Source organism: Staphylococcus ureilyticus (assembly GCF_002902235.1).
GTDB classification, from domain to species: domain Bacteria; phylum Bacillota; class Bacilli; order Staphylococcales; family Staphylococcaceae; genus Staphylococcus; species Staphylococcus ureilyticus.
Genome location: NZ_PPRL01000037.1, coordinates 1 through 4,343, shown reverse-complemented (window position 1 = coordinate 4,343; position 4,343 = coordinate 1). Strand labels below are relative to the sequence as shown.

Annotated in this window: 6 protein-coding genes; 4 read left to right on the top strand and 2 right to left on the bottom strand. The window is 30.3% G+C overall.

Annotation, left to right across the window (positions count from 1 at the left end):
* Window positions 1-158 precede the first annotated feature (158 nt).
* Window positions 159-377 (bottom strand): hypothetical protein, encoded by a 219-nt coding sequence (locus CD150_RS04190; protein WP_046206943.1) that lies wholly within the window; start codon window positions 375-377, stop codon window positions 159-161.
* A gap of 135 nt (window positions 378-512) precedes the next feature.
* On the opposite strand from CD150_RS04190, the gene CD150_RS04185 reads away from it, so the two are divergent.
* The 4 genes from CD150_RS04185 to CD150_RS04170 all read left to right on the top strand — a co-directional run bounded on the left by CD150_RS04185 (window position 513) and on the right by CD150_RS04170 (window position 3,847).
* A complete protein-coding gene (locus CD150_RS04185) occupies window positions 513-986 on the top strand; it encodes a peptide-methionine (S)-S-oxide reductase (RefSeq protein WP_073344760.1) in 474 nt (157 codons plus the stop codon).
* Window positions 987-1,251: 265 nt separating this feature from the next.
* Entirely contained in the window at window positions 1,252-2,685 is a 1,434-nt protein-coding gene (locus tag CD150_RS04180) for a YhgE/Pip domain-containing protein (RefSeq protein WP_046206945.1), read from the top strand.
* Between the two features lie 21 nt (window positions 2,686-2,706).
* A complete protein-coding gene (locus tag CD150_RS04175; protein ID WP_103161370.1) occupies window positions 2,707-3,159 on the top strand; it encodes a MarR family winged helix-turn-helix transcriptional regulator in 453 nt (150 codons plus the stop codon).
* A 121-nt stretch (window positions 3,160-3,280) separates the two neighbouring features.
* Window positions 3,281-3,847 carry a DUF4064 domain-containing protein gene (locus CD150_RS04170; protein WP_081370532.1) on the top strand — a complete coding sequence of 189 codons (567 nt, stop codon included), beginning with the start codon at window positions 3,281-3,283 and terminating at the stop codon, window positions 3,845-3,847.
* Between the two features lie 49 nt (window positions 3,848-3,896).
* On the opposite strand, the gene CD150_RS04165 is transcribed toward CD150_RS04170, so the two are convergent.
* Window positions 3,897-4,343 (bottom strand): helix-turn-helix domain-containing protein (locus CD150_RS04165; protein ID WP_142382332.1); only part of this gene is annotated, 447 nt, incomplete at its 5' end.

The window sequence follows — 4,343 nt, the reverse complement described above, 5'->3', positions numbered from 1 at the left end:
ATTCTCCTCACTATATTGTAACAAAAAAGAAACAATATTCAATTTAAAAATTTTGTAAAACTAAATATTGTCAAAAATTTTTTGAAGAGCATTTGAATTATGATAAAAAACATGTTCTTTTCAAATTTATTATCAATGAAAAGAACATGTATATAAATTTACTTATTTTTATTTGTAAAGATAAGTGCAACTACTAAACTAATTGTACTGATAGCAAAGATAATATTCATAATAGAAAGTGTTTCTATAATCACTACATCTTTGCCTAATCGTTCAAAAGCATTTTGTTGCATTTCTTTCTCTGAATTAAAATCACTGTCAGCTCTTGAAGGCTTTTCTTCAATATCTTCTAATAATCTTTCTTTAACTTTAGGCATGTTATACCTCCTTATTCTCTATTATAATTTTTCCCTATTAACAAAAAATAAACCATCAATATATAGGCGTTTGCATCATATGCTTGAGGTGGCTATACTTTTATTAATCAATGAAATAAAGCAGGAGAGGATAGAATGGAAACTGTATATTTAGCAGGTGGATGCCTTTGGGGTGTTCAGGCATTCGTTAAGACATTACCAGGTGTCATTCAAACAGAAGCTGGTAGGGCAAATGGTATTACGCATACACTTGATGGGGAATATGATGGTTATGTAGAAGTAATTAAAACGAGTTTTGAACCGGAAAAAGTATCTGTTTCTGATTTAGTGGGGTATCTTTTTGAAATTATTGACCCTTATAGTGTAAATCAACAAGGTCAAGATATAGGATTAAAATATAGAACTGGCTTATATAGTGAAGACGCAAAACATTTAAAAGAAGCACAGGCATACATAGATGCAATTGAAGATCATCATCTTATAGCCACAGAGGTATTGCCACTGACGAATTATGTTAAAAGTGCAGAAGCACATCAAGACAGATTATCAAAATTTCCAAATGACTACTGTCATATACCTAAAGGACTTATTAATAAGTATAAAAAGTGATGAAACAATATAGATTTTAAAGTAAAACTTCTTTGTATATTTTGAAAACATTTTCATAAAAAATAACCATAAAATTTTTGAAGAAAGGGTTTGACATTTAAATTTAAGGCGCGTAATATACTAAAAGTACATGGGGTGTACTAATGTATTTTCATCCCTTTAAATACTTAGTCATACGCATTATACTAAGACAAATATTTTTGTTTTAGTCTTTTTTTATCTTATAGTACACGGGATGTACGATTAAAGGAAGGTAGTTGGAAAAATGTTGAATGAATTTAAATTTATTTTTAAAAACAAAATGTTAGTGGTCTCTTTAATTGCTATATCGCTTATTTCATTGCTATATGTAGCTTTGTTTGTTGGTTCAATGTGGGATCCATACGACAAGACAGAAAATCTAAAAATATCTGTTGTTAACCATGATGAAAAAGCAACGCTTAATAATAAAGATATTACTATCGGTGATGATTTAGTAGACAAATTAAAAGATAATGATAAATTTGATTTTCAAGTTGTTTCTGAAAAAGAAGCAGATAAGCAATTGAATAGAGGTGAAAGTGTAGGAACAATTATCGTTCCCAAGAATGCTTCATCCAATGCAACGACAATTTTAGATGAAAATCCTAAAAAAATAAATCTGGAAACTAAGGTGAACCCAGGTTCTAGCTATACGGGCAGTCAATCTGCAAATTCAGCTATCAATACAGTGACTGAATCTATAAAAGATAATATTAGATCAAATTATTTGAATGAATTATTCGCTAGTGCTAAAAAATCACAATCGGGTTATCAAGATACATCTGATGCATTAGGGCAAATGTCTGATGCAGAAACACAACTTATTGATGGTAATCAAGAAGTGACAGATGGTATTCAACAAATGGCGCCGATGGTAGGTCAACCAGCTCAAAAGTTATTATCAGGAAATCAGCAAGTAACAGATGGGTTGAAAGAGCTTCAGGCTAATAATGACGAATTAAAATCAAAAATAGACGACGCAGTGAGTCAGCAAAACAATGTTTCATTTGAATCCGAAAATGAAAAAGCGCTTAATGATGTTACTAAAGTAAAAGAAAATAATCCGACGAATGCTGATGAATATGGCGCAACAATTGTTCCTTATATGGCAAGTGTAAGTTTATTTGTTGGTGCGCTATCGTTTAGTGCGATTTATCCATTGAGAAAAACGATTGATAAATCTACAACTTCAATAAGACAAACTTTAGGAAAATTTGCATTATATATTGTTCAAGGTGCGTTATCTGCATTGTTCATGAGTAGTTGGGTATTATTTGTATTTAATATGTCAGTTGGTAATGTCTGGAAATTTATATTAGTAGGGTTATTGTGGGCTATTGCAGCAATTACAATCACATCATTCCTAACATTATTCTTAGATAGAATAGGACTCTTTATATCAATGATTCTTTTAATCTTACAATTGAGTGCAAGTGAAGGTATGTTCCCAATAGAGCTTTCTGCAACGTTCTATAGATGGATACATCCATTTTCACCAATGTCATATGCTATTCAAGGATATAGAGAAGCAATATTCACTAATGCAGGTCACTTCGACTTTGGATTTGTTGTAGCTCTACTTATCGGAATCATTATCGTAATGATGATTTTACAATATTTAGTTTTATTATGGTTTAATAAACGTGAAAAATTACCACTTTCTATCGAATTCAAGTAACTTATAAAGGGGGATAAAGTGATGAATGATGTAGATGTATCGATTGAGAAAGCGATAACCAAATTTCAAATCGTGATGCTGTATTTAAACAAAGAAATTATTGAAATGGTGAATGAATCATCTCTCACAAACCTACTTTCAAGAGAACAAATTGAAGCGATGAGAATTATTCAAACAAAAGGTCAAGTTACGATTAATGAGTTAGCTGGGCTACAAAATATATTTAAAACAGCTGCTTCAAAAAGAATCGGTAAACTTGAAGAAATGGGTTATGTGCAAAGGGCACACTCAAACAATAAAAGAATTAAATTAGTCCAATTAAGTTTAGAAGGTGAAAGTTTCTTAAAACAAGCGACTTCAGCAATGAGTGAATCAGTGAAAAATCGCTTAGGTAACCAATTTTCACTTGAAGAAATAAAAGATTTTGTAAATCAATTGGAACGAATCGATGAAGCCTTTAGAAAAAGTAAATAATTACTAAGCAATTAAATGAGTTATACATGGACTTGTAGCTACAGGATTAGTATACTAAATGATATAATTTCAAGCGTATACTAACTGAAAAACATAAATTTTTGATCAGGGGTGAAACATAATGAAAAGAACAGCTGAACGTATACTTGCCTGGATTGGTATTGGTTTACAGCTATTAGGTGTAATTGTTCTGGCAATATTCTTACCATTAGTTGGAAATGGTGACAATAAAAATGCAATGATACAAGCAATGATGGAAGATGATAGTTCAATCACATATGAAAATGGAGAAGCGGTTATTAATATGTTAAGTGCGTTGGTAACTGCAGGACTAGTATTATCTATTGTGCTACTTATAGTGGCGATTATTGGTGCAGTGTTAATTGGTAAAAAAGCCAAAGCTGCCGGCATTTTATTAATCATTGTGGGTGTTATTTCATTAATCGGTAACTGGATTACTGCAATTTTATGGTTAGTAGCCGGTATCATGTTGCTAGTAAGAAAACCTCAAAAACCTATTTATAGCAGAGATGAAGAAGACGATGCTAATCCCTTTATCAAAGATGGGTCACAAGTAAATGAACATAATAACTCATATGTATTATCTGAAAATCAAAAAGAGAACGAACAAGAAAAAATCAAAGAAAATTATTCCGATACTGACGAGGATAATAAATATAAATATTAATTTTTAATCCAAGTTTGCCTTTGATAGGTAAACTTGGATTTTTTATATATTATTCAGATTTGATTGTATCTAAAATTAATTGGAGTTGGTTATATAATTGATGTGGCTCTATCTTCGTATTTGTATTTTTAGAATTATGTTGTTTTATAAAATCTTTTGGTGTCATATGCATCACATTTTTGAAATCTCTCAAATAAGTATTGTATGAACGGAACCCATAATCTACCCAAATTGATTCGCTATTGCCATTTGTTAATAAATCCCTAGATAAACTATAGATTTTAACTTTTTTAATGTATTTGATTAATGAAATATTCATTTTTTTTGAAAATTCTCTAGATAAATAACTACTATTTACGTAAAATGTTTTAGCTAGTAAATTAAGCGTTAATGGTTGCTTGTAATGTTGGTTAATATATTCTACAACGTTTTTAATTAATTTATTCGAGTAAGTCAACTGACCATATATATTTGCTTGAGATGAATTGAGGTAATT